At 66.1% G+C, this 14454-nt stretch carries 15 protein-coding genes; 1 reads left to right on the top strand and 14 read right to left on the bottom strand.

The annotated features are described in order from the left end of the window. Positions 1-38 precede the first annotated feature (38 nt). The 3 genes from KF783_RS02145 to KF783_RS02135 form a co-directional block, all read right to left on the bottom strand. Positions 39-1223 carry a glycosyltransferase gene (locus KF783_RS02145; RefSeq protein WP_294076239.1) on the bottom strand — a complete coding sequence of 395 codons (1185 nt, stop codon included), beginning with the start codon at positions 1221-1223 and terminating at the stop codon, positions 39-41. Between the two features lie 53 nt (positions 1224-1276). Next, positions 1277-1648 (bottom strand): glycine zipper 2TM domain-containing protein, encoded by a 372-nt coding sequence (locus KF783_RS02140; protein ID WP_294076238.1) that lies wholly within the window; start codon positions 1646-1648, stop codon positions 1277-1279. A 118-nt stretch (positions 1649-1766) separates the two neighbouring features. Then, positions 1767-2090 (bottom strand): glycine zipper 2TM domain-containing protein, encoded by a 324-nt coding sequence (locus KF783_RS02135; RefSeq protein WP_294076237.1) that lies wholly within the window; start codon positions 2088-2090, stop codon positions 1767-1769. A gap of 96 nt (positions 2091-2186) precedes the next feature. Here KF783_RS02135 and KF783_RS02130 point away from each other — a divergent pair, with 96 nt between their 5' ends. Then, a complete protein-coding gene (locus KF783_RS02130) occupies positions 2187-2624 on the top strand; it encodes a cupin domain-containing protein (RefSeq protein WP_294076236.1) in 438 nt (145 codons plus the stop codon). A gap of 46 nt (positions 2625-2670) precedes the next feature. On the opposite strand, the gene lpdA is transcribed toward KF783_RS02130, so the two are convergent. From lpdA to KF783_RS02075, 11 genes are all read right to left on the bottom strand, one after another. Next, on the bottom strand, positions 2671-4080 hold the full coding sequence (gene lpdA / locus KF783_RS02125; RefSeq protein ID WP_294076235.1) for a dihydrolipoyl dehydrogenase: 1410 nt from the start codon (positions 4078-4080) through the stop codon (positions 2671-2673). Positions 4081-4098: 18 nt separating this feature from the next. Beyond that, positions 4099-4590, bottom strand: a complete 492-nt coding sequence (locus tag KF783_RS02120) for a YfbM family protein (protein WP_294076234.1) — start codon at positions 4588-4590, stop codon at positions 4099-4101. 18 nt (positions 4591-4608) lie between these two features. Then, positions 4609-5835 carry a 2-oxoglutarate dehydrogenase complex dihydrolipoyllysine-residue succinyltransferase gene (gene odhB / locus KF783_RS02115; RefSeq protein ID WP_294076233.1) on the bottom strand — a complete coding sequence of 409 codons (1227 nt, stop codon included), beginning with the start codon at positions 5833-5835 and terminating at the stop codon, positions 4609-4611. A gap of 25 nt (positions 5836-5860) precedes the next feature. Then, complete coding sequence (locus tag KF783_RS02110; protein ID WP_294076232.1) at positions 5861-8815, bottom strand: 2-oxoglutarate dehydrogenase E1 component; 2955 nt, start codon at positions 8813-8815, stop codon at positions 5861-5863. Between the two features lie 49 nt (positions 8816-8864). After that, positions 8865-9749, bottom strand: a complete 885-nt coding sequence (gene sucD, locus KF783_RS02105; protein ID WP_294076231.1) for a succinate--CoA ligase subunit alpha — start codon at positions 9747-9749, stop codon at positions 8865-8867. Beyond that, positions 9750-10334 (bottom strand): hypothetical protein, encoded by a 585-nt coding sequence (locus KF783_RS02100; protein WP_294076230.1) that lies wholly within the window; start codon positions 10332-10334, stop codon positions 9750-9752. Continuing rightward, positions 10331-10855 (bottom strand): hypothetical protein, encoded by a 525-nt coding sequence (locus tag KF783_RS02095; RefSeq protein WP_294076229.1) that lies wholly within the window; start codon positions 10853-10855, stop codon positions 10331-10333. Before KF783_RS02095 ends, KF783_RS02100 begins: the two co-directional genes overlap by 4 nt. 20 nt (positions 10856-10875) lie before the next feature. Next, positions 10876-11838 (bottom strand): malate dehydrogenase, encoded by a 963-nt coding sequence (mdh, locus tag KF783_RS02090; RefSeq protein WP_294076228.1) that lies wholly within the window; start codon positions 11836-11838, stop codon positions 10876-10878. A gap of 181 nt (positions 11839-12019) precedes the next feature. Then, positions 12020-13126 carry a cell division protein ZapE gene (gene zapE / locus KF783_RS02085; RefSeq protein ID WP_294076227.1) on the bottom strand — a complete coding sequence of 369 codons (1107 nt, stop codon included), beginning with the start codon at positions 13124-13126 and terminating at the stop codon, positions 12020-12022. After that, positions 13123-13581 (bottom strand): PaaI family thioesterase, encoded by a 459-nt coding sequence (locus KF783_RS02080; RefSeq protein ID WP_294076226.1) that lies wholly within the window; start codon positions 13579-13581, stop codon positions 13123-13125. The genes zapE and KF783_RS02080 overlap by 4 nt, the downstream gene beginning before the upstream one ends. Further along, positions 13578-14360: a succinate dehydrogenase iron-sulfur subunit gene (locus tag KF783_RS02075; protein ID WP_294076225.1), complete on the bottom strand. Its 783-nt coding sequence runs from the start codon at positions 14358-14360 to the stop codon at positions 13578-13580. The genes KF783_RS02080 and KF783_RS02075 overlap by 4 nt, the downstream gene beginning before the upstream one ends. Positions 14361-14454: the final 94 nt, after the last annotated feature.

The raw sequence follows: 14454 nt of genomic DNA, 5'->3' as shown, positions 1-14454 counted from the left end.
ATATTGGCCCCTGCTCGACGGATCCGGCGTCTGCGGCCCTATGCGCTACCGACGATGCGCGCCGCCACAAGTCCGCGCAGGTGATCGTACAGCGCCGCCGTGTTTGCGGCCCAGGTGAAGCGCGTTGCCGCCGCGCGGACGGCGTCGGGGGCGACCGGCTGATCGATCAACGCCCGGATCGCAGTGCCGAAGGCGGGGGCGGTGCGCGCCACCACCATGCCCGCTGCCGGGCCGTTCACCACCTCGCGCGCGCCGCCCGCATCGGAAATGACGATCGGGGTGCCGCTCGCCAGTGCTTCGAGCCAGGCATTAGCCAGCCCCTCCGACGCGGAGGCGAGCGCCATCACGTCCGCCGCCGCGAGCAGCGGCGGCAGCGCATCATGCGCGACGCCGCCGAGTAACCGCACGCGATCCCCGATCCCCAGCCGCGCGATCTGCGCGGCGAGGCGGTGGCGTTCCGGCCCCTCGCCGGCGATCAACAGGTGGACGCCGGGCAGGGCGGCCACCGCGTCGATCACGATATCATGCCCCTTGCGCGGGATCAGCGCGCCGACCGATGCGACCATCGGGCCGGGGACCTCCAGCGCGCGCTTCTCAGCGGCCCGGTCGCGCGGGGCGAAGCGGTCGAGATCGACGCCGGTATGATGGATGCGAATCCGCTCGGCAGGCATGCCGAGCGCGACCATGTCGGCCTTCATCGACTCCGACACGGCGAGCAGCCCGTCCGCCGCGCAGCCCGCCGCACGCACCTTTGCCGCGGTCGCCGGGGCATGGCCCCAATGGTGGATGTCGGCGCCGCGCGCCTTGATCGACACCGGCACGTCGAACGCGCGGCCCAGGGCGGTCGCCGCAGGGCCGTCGGGGTAGAAGAAGCTCGCGTCGATCACGTCGAACGGAAAGTCCCGGCGAAGCCGTGCGAGCAGGGGGTGAAGCCGGTGGGTCAGCATCGCCGCGTGAAACCGTCCGCCAGTGCCGGGCAGGTTGACGAAGCGCGGCCTCAACACCTCCACGCCCTTCCAGACTTCATGGAGGGGAAGGGCGGATAGCGCGGCATAGCGCCCGGCACGCGCCAGCGGCCAGGGGGGAAGCCCGATCGGCGCAACGAGGCGCAGATCGACGTCCGGATGCGCCGCGAGGCCACAGGTCTGGCGCTCGACGAACACGCCGAAATTCGGGCGCGACGCGTCGGGATAGAGCGAGGAAAGAGTAAGCACGCGGAGCATCGCCCCACGCGCTACACCCTTTGCGTTAAAAGCGGATTAGGCGCGCGCTGGCCTTAACGGCAGCGCACATCGCCCTTGTCCACCGACGCGCCGATCGCCGCGCCGCCGGCCGCGCCGATGATCGTGCCGAGCGTCTTTGACCCACCCGGCGCGATGATGTTGCCGAGCACGCCACCCGCGATCCCGCCGATGATCAGGCCGGTCGTGCCGTCGCTGCGCTTGCAATAATAGCGTCCGTCGGACCCGACATAGACGCTGTCGTCGCGCCCAAGCGTCCGATCGCCATATCGGTCGCCCGAACGATAATAGCGTGACGCATCCCAATAACCGGAACTGGCATAGCCAGGGCGGCCATAGCCATATTCGGTGCAGGCGCCGGTCAGCGCCATCGCGGCGGCGCTCGCCGCAATCATCACAGTCTTCATCGGGCATCTCCCTATTGATGCCCCCCCTCACATGTTCCACCAACGAAACGGGGCGCGGAAGTTTCCTGCCGCGCCCCGGATGATCGAAATTTTCGTGCTTCTTCAGCGGTAACGCTGCTCAGCGGCAGCGCTTCTTGCTGCTGCGCTCGATTTCGCGGCCCGCCACCGCGCCGGCGGCGGCGCCCAGAACGGTGCCGAGGGTGCGATCGCCGCGCGTATCGATCGAACGACCGACCAGCGCGCCGGCGACACCGCCGATCACCAGCCCGGTCGTGCCGTCGGGCTTGCGGCAATAGCGGCGTCCGTCACGCCCGCGCCATTCGCGATAGCTGTACCGCTTCTTCGACGTCTGGGCCTGCGCGTCGCTCGACGTGACCGGCAGGAACGCGGTCGCGGGGACCGCCAGCGATGCGGCGCCGAGCGCCAGCATGAAATTGCGCATGTCGAAACTCCATTCTCAACCTGAATCCTGCTCTCCAAAACGCACGGTTTTCGGGATGGGTTTCATGAACGTAACATTTCATGCAGTTCAGGGAGCATGCAGGATTCGTCTCAGCTCATCGATACATTGCGCCTCGCTCCCCACCCGGAAGGGGGGTGGTATCGCGAAACATGGCGCGCGCCGCCGGCGGCCGGCGGGGCTCGCTCGCCCGGCACCGCGATCCTGTTCCTGCTGGAAGCGGGACAGCGATCCCACTGGCACCGTGTCGATGCCGACGAATTGTGGCTGTGGCACGCAGGGTCGCCACTCGACCTGTTCATCGCGCCGACCGACGCGGCGATGCCGTCGCCGATCGCGCTGGGCGCCGACATCCCGGCAGGTGAGCAGCCGCAGCTGAGGGTTCCCGCCGGACAATGGCAGGCGGCGCATGCGCGACGGGGCTGGGCGCTGGTCAGCTGCGTCGTCGTTCCCGGATTCGACTTTGCGGGATTCGAACTCGCGCCGCCGGACTGGGTGCCGGGACCGGGCGGGTGACCCCGCGCCGGCGTCCGATCACGGGCGCCGGGCTATCGGCGGACGATCAGACGTGGATCGGCTTGCCGGTCACCGCCATCGCCGCTTCCTTGATCGCCTCGCTATGCGTCGGATGGGCGTGACAGGTATAGGCGATGTCTTCCGATGTCGCGCCGAACTCCATCGCTTGCGTCGCCTGCGCGATCATCGTCCCGGCGACGGACGTGATGATCCATACGCCCAGCACGCGATCGGTCTTGGCGTCGGCGATCACCTTTACGAACCCGTCCGGCTCATGATTGGTCTTGGCGCGGCTGTTGCCCGCCATCGGGAATTTGCCGACCTTTACCTCGCCCTTTTCCTTCGCGGCTTCCTCGGTCAGGCCGACGCCGGCGATTTCGGGCATGGTATAGACGACGCTGGGGATCAGGTCGTGGTTCACGATTCCCGTCAGGCCGGCGATATTCTCGGCCACCGCGATCCCCTCATCCTCCGCCTTGTGCGCCAGCATCGGGCCGGGGATGACGTCGCCGATCGCCCACACGCCGGGGGTCGCGGTGCGGAAATCGTGATCGGTCTCGATCTGGCCGCGCTGGTTGAGCTTGAGACCTGCGGCGTCAAGGTTCAGGCCGTCGGTATTTGGCTTGCGGCCGATCGCGACCAGCACATTGTCCGCCTCGATCGTCTCGGTCGCGCCACCCTTGGCGGGTTCGATCGTGATCGACGCCTTGCCGCCCTTGACGGACACGCCGGTGACCTTGGTCCCGGTCCTGAACTCGATGCCCTGCTTCTTGAACAGGCGCTGCGCCTCCTTGCGGACGTCGCCGTCAAAGCCGGGAAGGATCTGGTCGAGATACTCGACGACCGTGACCTTTGCGCCCACCCGGCGCCAGACGCTGCCCAGTTCCAGCCCGATCACCCCACCGCCGATCACGACCAGATGCGCGGGAACCTTGGCGAGTTCGAGCGCGCCGGTGCTGTCGACCACCACCTTCTGGTCGATCTCGACGCCCGGAAGGGGTGTGACCGACGAGCCGGTGGCGATGACGATGTTCTTCGCGCGGACTTCACGCCCCTCACCATTATTGGCGCCGACCTTCACGCTGTCCTTGCCGGTGAAGGCGGCATAGCCCTTGAGCCATTCGACCTTGTTCTTCTTGAACAGGAATTCGATGCCGCCGGTCAGCCCCTTGACCGCATCGAGCCGCTGCGCATGCATCGCGTCGAGGTCGAGTTCGACACTCCCCAGCTTTACGCCCAATTTGGCGAGCGCGCCGCCGGCGGCCTCCTCATAGAGTTCGGACGCGTGGAGCAGCGCCTTGGACGGGATGCAGCCGACATTGAGGCAGGTGCCGCCCAGCGTCGCGCGCCCCTCGGCGCACGCAACCTTCAGGCCCAGCTGCGCCGCGCGGATCGCGGCGACATAGCCGCCGGGGCCAGCACCGATCACAAGGACGTCGAAGTCGTAGTCAGCCATAAGTCTCTCTTCTGTCCGTCAGGTCAGGATGCGAAGCGCACCATCCCCGGCTTTGGCGCAACTTGCCGTTAGATCCCGCAACGCGGGGAGGCTCTGAAATATGTATTCCAATGCTTCTTCGCGAGTCAGTCCGGCGAACGCGTCGGCGATATAAATATCGTGCTCCAGCATCGCCGCGTGGTCATAGTGAGATGCCAGTTCAGCATCGTCTATCCGCCGCAACGCCTCGTCAAACATCTTCATCTGCGCCGGCGAAACAACCGTAAATCCGCCGAAGCCGTTTTCGTCGGTGCCGATCGTCTCACCGTCGTTGGCAATGATGCCAAGCGGGCTGTCCGTATTGTATGCCGCGCCAGTCAGCATGAAATGCAAAGCGTGCCACGCTTTATCGAAATCGACGATGTCATTTTGCTGGTCGCCCTCTTCGTAGACGAAGGTTTCCCAATCATCAGGATCGGCGATCAGCCTCTCGATATCCGAAGAGGATGCGCGGCGCAGCACGATCACCATTCCCATTGAGTCGCTCCCCTACAAATCGATCAGCAACCGCGTCGGGTCCTCGATCGCGTTCTTGAGCGCGACGAGGAAGGTGACCGCCTCGCGCCCATCGACCAGGCGGTGGTCGTAGCTGAGCGCGAGATACATCATCGGGCGGATGACGATCTGGCCGTCGCGGACGACCGGGCGGTCCTCGATGCGGTGGAGGCCCAGCACCGCGCTCTGCGGCGGGTTGATGATCGGGGTCGAGAGCAGCGAGCCGAACACGCCGCCATTGGAGATGGTGAAGGTGCCGCCCTTCATCTCTTCCATCTTCAGGCTGCCGTCCTTGGCGCGCTTGCCGAAATCGCCGATCGTCTTTTCGACCTGGGCGACGCTCATCTGGTCGGCGTCGCGGATCACCGGTACGACCAGGCCCTGCGGCGCGGAAACCGCGACCGAGATGTCGGCATAATCGTGATAGACGATCTCGTCGCCGTCGATCTGGGCATTGACGCCGGGGATGTCCTTGAGCGCCATGCACGCGGCCTTCACAAAGAAGCCCATAAAGCCCAGGCGCACGCCATGCTTCTTTTCGAACAGGTCCTTGTACTTCGCGCGCGCCTCGATCACCGCGGTCATATCGACGTCGTTGAATGTCGTCAGCAGCGCGGCGGTGTTCTGTGCGTCCTTCAGGCGCTTGGCGACGGTCTGGCGCAGGCGGGTCATGCGGACGCGCTCTTCCTTGCGCGCACCGCTCGCGGCCATGGCGGCGGCCGGCGCGGGAGCGGGCGTCGGCGCCGCGGCAGGCGCATCCTCCTTGGCGGAAGCGGCGGCCAGGACATCGTCCTTGGTGATGCGGCCGTCCTTGCCGGTGCCGCGAATGGTCGCCGGATCGACGCCATGTTCCAGGACCGCGCGCCGCACCGACGGCGACAGGGCGGCGGCTTCGACGTCCTGCGCCGGTTCGGACGGCGCCTGTGGCGCGGCCGGCGCGGGCGCCGCATCGGCCTTCGCCGGGGAGGCGGCGGCGGCGCCGTCGCCCGCCTCGATCGTGCCGATCATCGCGCCGACATTGACGGTATCGCCCACCTGAACCGCATGCGCGCCCATCACGCCGGCGGCCGGTGCCGGGACCTCGACCGAGACCTTGTCGGTTTCCAGGCTCGCGACCGGCTCGTCGGCGGCCACCGCCTCGCCCGGCTTTTTCAGCCATTCGCCGAGCGTCGCCTCGGTGATCGATTCGCCCAGCACGGGGACGAGGATTTCGGTTGCCATCGTTCAGTCCTTCCTGGGGATCAGCTTACGAGCCGGCCTTGCCGACGGTCTTTTTGGGGGTCTTGCGCGCGCGACGGATTTCTTCGCGGACGTTATGGCCCAGCGCGTCGGCGACCAGCGCGCCCTGTTCGGCCTGGTGCCGTTTCATCAGGCCGGTCGCGGGCGATGCCGCCGCGGCGCGGCCGGCATAGCGCGGCCGCTGCGCCTCGATGCCGGCATCGATCATGCATTCCTCGATGAACGGTTCGACAAAGGTCCAATAGCCATTGTTCTTAGGCTCTTCCTGGCACCAGACCACTTCTTCGAGGTTGGTCATGCGCTTCATGCGCACGGTCAGCGGTTCGCCCGGGAAGGGATAGAGCTGTTCGATCCGGACGATCGCCGTATTCCTGTCGCCTGCCGCGTCGCGCGCCTCGATCAGGTCATAGGCGACCTTGCCCGAACACAGCACCAGCCGCTTCACGTCCTTGTCCTTGGGCGCCGACGGGTCGGACAGGATCCGCATGAAATGCCTGTCGCCCAGGAAATCTTCGGTCCGGCTGACCGCCATCTTGTGGCGCAGCAGCGATTTGGGCGTCATGACGACCAGCGGCTTGCGGAAGTTGCGGTGCATCTGCCGGCGCAGCAGGTGGAAATAATTGGCCGGGGTGGTGCAGTTCGCGACCTGCATATTGTCGCCCGCGCACAGCTGAAGGAAGCGTTCGGGCCGTGCCGAGCTGTGCTCGGGTCCCTGGCCCTCATAGCCATGGGGCAGCAGCAGGACGAGGCCGTTGGCGCGCAGCCACTTCGCCTCGCCGGCGGCGATGAACTGGTCGATCATGATCTGCGCGCCGTTGGCGAAGTCGCCGAACTGCGCCTCCCACAGCACCAGCGTCTTGGGATCGGCCAGCGCATAGCCATATTCGAACCCCAGCACGCCATATTCGGACAGCGGACTGTCCAGCACCTCGAACCGGCCGTGCGGGATCGCGTCGAGCGGGATATATTTATGCTCGTCGGTCTGATCGACCCAGACGGCATGGCGCTGGCTGAACGTGCCGCGCCCCGAATCCTGGCCGGACAGGCGCACGCCATAGCCTTCCGACAACAGCGACCCGAAGGCGAGCGCCTCGCCGGTCGCCCAGTCGAAATTATCGCCCGATTTGAACATCGTCGCCTTCGCGTCGAGCACGCGGCCCAGCGTCTTGTGGATGTTCAGGCTGTCGGGAACCGTGGTCAGCGTGCGGCCCAGGCTTTCGAACAACTTCTTGTCGATGCCGGTTTCCACGTTGCGGCGCGCGGATTCGGAATCGGCGGGGGCGCCAAGCCCCTGCCAGCGGCCGCCGAACCAGTCCGCCTTGTTCGCCTTGTACGTCGCGCCGGCGTCGAATTCCTCTTCCAGATGCGCCGTGAAATCCTCGACATGCTTCTTCGCGAAGCCGCCATCGATCACGCCTTCGCCCTCAAGCCGGCGGGTGTAGAGTTCCGCGACGCCGGGATGCTTCCGGATCGCGGCATACATCAGCGGCTGGGTAAAGCTCGGCTCGTCGCCCTCATTGTGGCCGAAGCGGCGATAGCACCACATGTCGATCACGATGTCGCGCTTGAACCGCTGGCGGAACTCGATCGCCATCTTGCAGGCAAAGGTCACCGCTTCGGGATCGTCGCCATTGACGTGAAAGATCGGCGCCTGAACCCCCTTTGCCACGTCGCTCGGATAGGGCGAGGAGCGCGCGAACTGGGGCGAGGTGGTGAAGCCGATCTGGTTGTTGATGATGAAATGGACGCAGCCGCCGGTGTTGTAGCCGCGAATGCCCGAAAAGCCGAGGCATTCCCACACGATCCCCTGGCCCGCGAATGCGGCGTCGCCATGGATCAGCACGGGCAGCACCTGTTCATGTTCGGTCAGGTCGTTGCGGTTGGTCTGCTGCGCGCGCACCTTGCCGAGCACCACAGGGTCCACCGCTTCGAGATGGGAGGGGTTGGCGACCAGCGACATATGGACGCTGATCCCGTCAAATTCGCGGTCCGTGCTGGTGCCGAGGTGATATTTGACGTCGCCCGACCCGCCGATATCGTCCGGATTGGCCGATCCGCCGGCAAATTCGTGGAAGATCACGCGATAGGGCTTGCCCATCACGTTCGCGAGCATGTTCAGCCGGCCGCGATGCGCCATGCCGTACACGATCTCGCGCACGCCGAACTGGCCGCCATATTTGATGATTGCTTCCATCGCGGGGATCATCGATTCGCCGCCGTCCAGCCCAAACCGCTTGGTCCCGACATATTTGCGGCCGAGGAACTTCTCCCACTGTTCGGCCTCGATCACCTTGGACAGGATCGCCTTCTTGCCGTTGGGGGTGAATTCGATCGCCTTGTCCTTGCCCTCCATCTTTTCTTGGAGGAACCGCCGCTCCTCGACATCGGCGATGTGCATATATTCCAGGCCGACATTCCCGCAGTAATTCGCACGCAGGATGTTCACGACCTCGCGGATCGTCGCGCTTTCAAGGCCCAGCACGCCGCCCAGATAGACGGGGGTGTCGATCTGATCGTCTGTAAAGCCGTGATATTCGGTGCGCAGGTCGGCGGGAAGTTCATGCTCCGACAGGCCCAGCGGGTCGAGATTGGCCGCCAGATGCCCGCGCACGCGATAGGTGCGGATCAGCGTCATCGCGCGGATCGACGCGTCGGCCGCCTGACGGATCGCATCGGCAGAGGGGGTGGCGGCGGCCGGCGCGGGCGCGCCCCTGGCCGGGCGGGGCGCCGGCTCCATCTGGGTCGGGTCGAGCGCGGCGGTCAGCGCGTCGGTGTCCGCAAGCGGCCATGCCGGGTTGGCCCAGCTCGGCCCGCTCACCGCGCCTTCCAGGCCGTCGAACCATGCGCGCCAGCCCGGCTCGACCGCGGACGGGTTCGCCTTCCACTTGGCGTACAGCGTCTCGACGAACGCCGGGCTCACGCCGCCGGCGATCTCCGCGAAATCCAGGCCCTCAGCGCCCATCGTCATCATCCTTCGTCGCCCCGGCCAAATGCCGGGAGTGGCAGGCCGATCAGCCCTTCAGAGCCTCGACCAGCGTTTCGCCGAGCAGGCTGGGCGATTGCGAGACGCGGATGCCCGCCTCCTCCATCGCCGCGATCTTGCTCTCCGCATCGCCCTTGCCGCCCGACACGATCGCGCCGGCATGGCCCATGCGACGGCCCGGAGGCGCGGTACGGCCCGCGATGAAGCCGGCCATCGGCTTCTTGCGGCCGCGCTTCGCCTCGTCGATCAGGAACTGCGCCGCCTGTTCCTCGGCATCGCCGCCGATCTCGCCGATCATGATGATCGACTTGGTTTCGTCATCGGCCAGGAACAGTTCCAGGACGTCGATGAAGTTGGTGCCGTTCACCGGATCGCCGCCGATCCCGACCGCCGTGGTCTGGCCCAGGCCCGCATTCGTGGTCTGGAACACCGCTTCATAGGTCAGGGTTCCCGAACGGCTGACGACGCCGACCGATCCCTTGGAAAAGATGCTGCCCGGCATGATGCCGATCTTGCACTCGTTCGGGGTCAGCAGGCCGGGGCAGTTCGGCCCGATCAGGCGCGACTTGCTGCCCGACAGCGCGCGCTTCACCTTCACCATGTCGAGCACCGGAATGCCTTCGGTGATGCACACGATCAGCGGGATTTCCGCGTCGATCGCTTCCAGGATCGAATCGGCGGCAAAGGGCGGCGGGACATAGATCACGCTCGCGTCCGCGCCGGTCTTGCTCTTCGCTTCGGCGACCGTGTCGAACACCGGCAGGCCGATATGCGTCGTGCCGCCCTTGCCCGGGGTGACGCCGCCGACCATCTGCGTGCCATAGGCCAGCGCCTGCTGGGTGTGGAAGGTGCCGGTGTCGCCGGTCATACCCTGGGTGATGACCTTCGTGTTCCGGTCGATGAGAATGGACATTCAGAACCCTCCGATGGCTTTCGCAACCAGGACCAGGCCCTGGATGCCGTAAGTGGCGCCGAGCGGATTGTCGCGCGGCACATAGGTGATTTCGAGCGTGACGCCCGGCTTCCACGGCTCCCACAGCCGCTTGGTGGCGTTGCCGCTGGCGGCGGCGGTGGTCGGCGGTTTGCCGACCCAGCCGTCGAGCGTCTGGCGCGGCGGCGCGGCCGGCATGTCGAGGTCGTAGGCGCGGCAGCCATTGGCCCACCAGCCTTCCGTGGACTGGACGCGGCTGGTGACCAGCCACACGTCGCGCCCGTCGATCCGCTTGCGGAACACCTGGCCGGTGACGCTCGCCCCCGGCTCCTCGGCCTTCATCGCGTCGCGCCCCTTGGCGACGATCGTCGCGATCCGGCGATCGGCCTGCGCTTCGGGAACTTCGGTCCAGCCGGCGGCCTTTGCGGCGGGGGCGACGCCGGCGAATTCGCGCGTGTCATAGCACGCCGCCTTGAACGCGCCGAACAGCGGCGAGGGGGCGGGGGCGGCCTGCACGCCGCCCAATGCCATGCCGAGTACCGGCGCCGCGATCGCGAACAGGCTCACCCCTTGTCCTTCCGGCTCACGCTCGACGTGACGGCGAACTCGATATTGGGGGCTTCGCGGCTGCCGGCCGGCACCATGCGGATCGTCACCGGGCCATTCTGCCAGGTGTACATATTGCCCTCGCGCGACTTGGGCATGCCGATCGCCTTGCTCAGCGCCTCGGCAGTCGGGTGGTAGCGGTTGGGATCGTCGATCCGCGCGACGACCACGCACTGTTTGCTCTTCAGCTCCGCGCCGCTGATCGCGATCAGGGTCGGATTGCCGGGCTTTTGCAGCACGCCGGTGACCGGGCGGGCGCGGTTGCGCGGTTCGGGAAGCAGATCCTTCCACCCCAGTTCGCCGCGCAGCTTGCCCATGTCCAGCCAGTCCGCAGAGGTGATCCCCTCACATGCGGCGAGCGCGCCGCGCATGTCCTCCGCCGTCGCCGGCGCGATCGGCAGCTTGGTGCCATGCAGGACGACACTGCCCTGCGCGGCGCCCAGGAGCAGCGTCGCAGCGGCAAGCAAGGGAAGGGGGGTCATTGATGCCTCCGTCGAACCGATCAGCCCAGCGAGCCGTCGATGCCCTTGCAGGCGACGAGCAGTTCCTTGACCGCATCGACCGAGACCTGGAGATTGGCCTTCGCCTCGTCGCCCAGCTTGATCTCGACGATCTTTTCCACGCCCGCCGCGCCGATCACGATCGGCACGCCGACATATAGATTATCGACGCCATATTGGCCGGTCAGGTGCGCGGCGGCGGGCAGGACGCGCTTCTGGTCATAGAGATAGCTCTCCGCCATCGCGATCGCGCTGGTCGCCGGGGCGTAGAAGGCCGATCCGGTCTTGAGCAGGCCGACGATCTCGCCGCCGCCACCGCGCGTGCGCTGGACGATCGCGTCGATCCGCTCCCTGGTCGAAAAGCCCATCTCGATCAGGTCGCTGACCGGGATGCCGCTGACGGTCGAATATTCGAGCACCGGGACCATCGTGTCGCCATGGCCGCCCAGCACGAAGCTGTTCACGTCCTTCACCGACACCTTGAACTCGTCGGCGAGGAAGTGGCTGAACCGCGCGCTGTCGAGCACGCCGGCCATGCCGACCACCTTCTGGTGCGGCAGGCCCGAAAATTCGCGCAGCGCCCACACCATCGCGTCGAGCGGGTTGGTGATGCAGATGACGAAGGCGTCGGGCGCGTTCGCGGCGATGCCCTCACCAACGGCCTTCATGACCTTCAGGTTGATGCCCAGCAGGTCGTCGCGGCTCATCCCCGGCTTGCGGGCGACGCCGGCGGTGACGATGATGACGTCCGCGCCGGCGATATCGGCATAATCGTTGGTGCCGGTGATCTTTGCGTCGAACCCCTCGACCGGGCCGCACTGGCTCAGGTCCAGCGCCTTGCCCTGGGGGACGCCCTCGACCACGTCGAACAGCACGATGTCGCCAAGCCCCTTGAGCGCGGCGAGGTGGGCGAGGGTGCCGCCGATATTGCCGGCGCCGATGAGGGCGATCTTCTTGCGGGCCAAATGAACCTCCCTAAAGCCTTATGTTGGGCGGCTCCGGACACAATGCGGGCCGCAGGGAACGGCCCGCGCCTTAGGCCGTTTGACCGTCGGCGGCAACCGTGAATCACGGCCTGTCAAGGAAATCTTTGCAGTTGCGAAGCAATTGCAATAGAGGGTGTGGGTGAGGCGCTCCGCGTGAGCGCTATCCGCCATGCCCCTGCGCCAGATAGTCTTCCGACTGCATTTCCATCAGCCGGCTTACCGTCCGTTCGAACTCGAATTTCCCGTCGCCCTCGCGGTACAGGTCGATCGGCGCGGCGTCGGCCATCGCCAGCAGCTTCACCTTATGTTCGTACAGCGCATCGATCAGCGTGACGAAGCGGGCCGCCTCGTTGCGGTTCTCCGGCCCCAGGCCCGGGATGCCGACCAGGATGACGGTATGATAGCGCCGCGCGATCGCGAGATAGTCCGCCGCGCCGCGCGCTTCCCCGCACAGCCGCTTGAATGAAAAGACGGCGACCCCTTTCAGCGCTTTCGGCACATGCAGCGTGCGACCCTGTACGGTCAGGTTGTCGCTCGGCACATTGGCGCGATCCTCTACCGGATAATCGGTCAGGCGGAAAAACGCGGCGGAGAGCGTCGCCGTGTTCGCCGGATTGTTCGGGACCAGCCAGGTGTCCATCCGCCCCAGCCGGTCGCGCCGATAATCGGTCGGGCCGTTGAGCGGCAGCACGTCGAGCTTTTCCTTGAGCAACGCGATGAAGGGCAGGAAATGCTCGCGTTGCAGTCCGTCCTTGTACAGGTCGTCGGGCGGCCGGTTCGACGTTGCCACGACGGTCAATCCCTGTGCCATCATCGCGGTGAACAGGCGGCTGAGGATCATCGCATCGGCGGTGTTGTTGATGACCATCTCGTCAAATGCGAGCAGGCGCAGGTCCTCGCTCAGCGCGCGCGCGACCGGCACGATCGGGTCGCCGGCCTCTTTCCGGCGCTCTTCGGCGATACGGGCATGCACCTCGATCATGAATTCGTGGAAATGCACCCGCCGCTTGCGTTCGATGCGAACGCTGGCGAACAACAGGTCCATCAGCATCGATTTGCCGCGCCCGACACCGCCCCACAGATAGACGCCGCGTGGCGCCTCTGGCGTGCGACCGGCCAGCCGCCACAGCACGCTCCCCTTGCGCGGTCCCTGTTCGAGTTCATGGGCAAGCGCATCGAGCCGGCGCGCCGCCGTCGCCTGGTCCGGATCGGCGCGCAATTCGCCGGCGGCGACCAGCGCCTGATAGCGTTCGAGAACCCGGGTCATGCCCGGGGCGGAGACGATTTGCGCACGGTGCCGGAAAAGCTGGCGAGCACATTGCCGTGCTGGGTTACCAGGCCGCGCATGAACAGCATCCGGCCGGTTTCACGCAGCAGTTCGACCTCGGCGACGATCGGATCGCCGATGATACTGGTGCTGATGAACTGCGCCGACAGGTCGAGCGTCACGGCGCGTCCCGCGGTCAACAGGCCAAAGGTGCGGGCGGCGGCGAACAGCGCCGCGTCCATGAAGCCGAGCAACGCGCCGCCATGGGTCGATTCCTGGAGATTCGAATGCTGGCGCTGCGGCACCATCCGTACCAGCGCCTTCTCGCCCTCCATCCGGGTCAGGAGCGGGCCGAGAAAGGCGTTGAACCGCGTCGGATCGCGTAACTCCCAGCGCTTCCAGCCGGAAAGTTCGGGATCGTCCGCATAGGTGAAGAACGGCTCCTCGCTGCTCAAACGACCCGCTCGGCTTCCATTTTCTTGATCTCGGCGATCGCCTTGGCCGGGGACAGACCCTTGGGACAGACGGTCGCGCAGTTCATGATCGTGTGACAGCGATAGAGGCGGAACGGATCCTCCAGATCGTCCAGCCGCTCGCCGGTCATCTCGTCACGGCTGTCGGCGAGCCAGCGATAGGCCTGAAGCAGGATCGCCGGGCCGAGGAAGCGGTCGCTGTTCCACCAATAGCTCGGGCAGCTGGTCGAGCAGCAGGCGCACAGGATGCACTCGTACAGGCCGTCCAGCTTCTCGCGCTGTTCGGGCGATTGCAGCCGCTCCTTGCCCGAAGGGGCGGGGGACACGGTCTGGAGCCACGGCTTGATCGACGCATATTGCGCATAGAAATGGGTGAAGTCGGGGACGAGGTCCTTGATCACATCCATCGCCGGCAGCGGAGTGATGCGGATGTCGCCGCGGATATCCTCGATCGCGGTGGTACAGGCCAGGCCGTTCTTGCCGTCCATGTTCATCGAACAGGATCCGCAGATCCCTTCACGGCACGACCGGCGGAAGGTCAGGCTGGGATCGACCTCCGACTTGATCTTGATGAGCGCGTCGAGGACCATCGGGCCGCAATCGTCCAGGTCGATCGAAAATTCGTCATAGCGCGGATTTTCGCCCGAATCCGGATCGTAGCGATAGATGGTGAACTTGCGCACATTCTTCGCGCCCGCCGGAGCGGCGTGCGTCTTCCCCTTCTTGATCTTGCTGTTCTTGGGAAGGGTGAAATCGGCCATGGTGCGCGTTCCGTTCGTGATGCCGCGCCGGGCGCGGCGACAGGAGTCACGATGCCGATAGAACAGCCGTGCCGCTCCCGCAACCAAGGTTCGC

The sequence above is a fragment of the Sphingomonas sp. genome, from assembly GCF_019635455.1.
GTDB lineage: Bacteria > Pseudomonadota > Alphaproteobacteria > Sphingomonadales > Sphingomonadaceae > Sphingomonas.
Note: the sequence above shows the minus strand (reverse complement) of the source record. Positions and strands in the feature narration are given on the sequence as shown.

Excerpts from the sequence above, each read along its gene's own strand:
- KF783_RS02095 (WP_294076229.1), bottom strand. The coding sequence starts at position 10,855 with ATGACCCCCCTTCCCTTGCTTGCCGCTGCGACGCTGCTCCTGGGCGCC.
- KF783_RS02075 (WP_294076225.1), bottom strand. The coding sequence starts at position 14,360 with ATGGCCGATTTCACCCTTCCCAAGAACAGCAAGATCAAGAAGGGGAAG.
- KF783_RS02110 (WP_294076232.1), bottom strand. The coding sequence starts at position 8,815 with ATGGGCGCTGAGGGCCTGGATTTCGCGGAGATCGCCGGCGGCGTGAGC.
- KF783_RS02145 (WP_294076239.1), bottom strand. The coding sequence starts at position 1,223 with ATGCTCCGCGTGCTTACTCTTTCCTCGCTCTATCCCGACGCGTCGCGC.
- sucD (WP_294076231.1), bottom strand. The coding sequence starts at position 9,749 with ATGTCCATTCTCATCGACCGGAACACGAAGGTCATCACCCAGGGTATG.
- KF783_RS02120 (WP_294076234.1), bottom strand. The coding sequence starts at position 4,590 with ATGGTGATCGTGCTGCGCCGCGCATCCTCTTCGGATATCGAGAGGCTG.
- lpdA (WP_294076235.1), bottom strand. The coding sequence starts at position 4,080 with ATGGCTGACTACGACTTCGACGTCCTTGTGATCGGTGCTGGCCCCGGC.
- KF783_RS02140 (WP_294076238.1), bottom strand. The coding sequence starts at position 1,648 with ATGAAGACTGTGATGATTGCGGCGAGCGCCGCCGCGATGGCGCTGACC.
- odhB (WP_294076233.1), bottom strand. The coding sequence starts at position 5,835 with ATGGCAACCGAAATCCTCGTCCCCGTGCTGGGCGAATCGATCACCGAG.
- KF783_RS02130 (WP_294076236.1), top strand. The coding sequence starts at position 2,187 with ATGCAGGATTCGTCTCAGCTCATCGATACATTGCGCCTCGCTCCCCAC.
- zapE (WP_294076227.1), bottom strand. The coding sequence starts at position 13,126 with ATGACCCGGGTTCTCGAACGCTATCAGGCGCTGGTCGCCGCCGGCGAA.
- KF783_RS02135 (WP_294076237.1), bottom strand. The coding sequence starts at position 2,090 with ATGCGCAATTTCATGCTGGCGCTCGGCGCCGCATCGCTGGCGGTCCCC.